The sequence below is a fragment of the Herbaspirillum sp. C7C8 genome (genome assembly GCF_022627875.1).
Lineage (GTDB): Bacteria > Pseudomonadota > Gammaproteobacteria > Burkholderiales > Burkholderiaceae_D > Herbaspirillum.
In genome coordinates, this window is sequence record NZ_JABXGG010000047.1 from 1 (window position 1) to 991 (window position 991).

Below are 991 nucleotides of genomic sequence, written 5' to 3' on the forward strand. Positions count from 1 at the left end.
AAAACAGCTGGAAGAAGAGAATATCAAACTCAAAAAGCTGGTAGCAGACCTGTCTCTGGACAAAGCTATGCTCCAGGATGTACTGGCAAAAAAGCTCTGAAGCCTTCTCGCAAGCGGCTGCTGATTGAGGAGTTGCGTAACCGATACCAGGCAAGCCTGACGCAAACCTGTGCCTTGTTCAAGATGTCGCGTTCGCTGTATGCGTATCAGTCCAAGGCACGTGACGCCACGCCATTGGTCATGCGCATCAAGGAAATCACTGCCACACGTGTTCATTACGGATATCGCCGTGTACACGTGATGCTAAAGCGGGAAGGCTGGCCGGACAACCATAAGCGGGTTTATCGCCTTTATCAGGCAGAGGGCTTGTCTTTGCGCCTGAAACGGCCTAAGAGGAACAAGTCGGCCAGGCTGCGTCAGCCCAAGCAGATCGCTACTGCCATCAACCAGATTTGGAGCATGGATTTCGTTGCCGATGCGTTGTTCGACGGTCGGCGCTTGCGCGCACTGACGGTCGTGGACAACTACACGCGAGAAAGTCTGGCCATCGATGTGGGCCAAAATCTCAAGGGAGATGATGTGGTCAATACGCTGAACAGAATCGCAACCTATCGAGGACTGCCAACGACGATCAAGGTCGACAATGGCAGCGAGTTCATTTCCAAGGTCATGGATAGATGGGCCTATGAGCGTGGAGTGGAACTGGACTTCAGTAGGCCAGGCAAGCCGACGGACAACGCCAAGGTCGAGAGCTTCAATGGCCGATTCAGACAGGAGTGCCTCAATGCACATTGGTTCCTGTCTCTGGATGATGCGAAGACCAAGATTGAAGAATGGCGGCAGTACTATAATGAAGCCCGTCCTCACTCTGCATTGCAGTGGGCCACGCCATCCGAATTCGCCCGACAGGCAAGGGAAAGGGCTGAATCGGACATATCTATGAAGCCGGAAATTTCTACTTTAGACCGGTACTAATTCTGGGGTACGGTCA

General features: G+C 52.8%; 1 pseudogene. It reads left to right on the forward strand.

Features of this window, described 5'->3' with window-relative positions:
* Nucleotides 1-975 (forward strand): annotated as a pseudogene (locus HWE01_RS22560) (IS3 family transposase); the annotation flags it as partial.
* Between the last annotated feature and the right edge of the window lie 16 nt (nucleotides 976-991).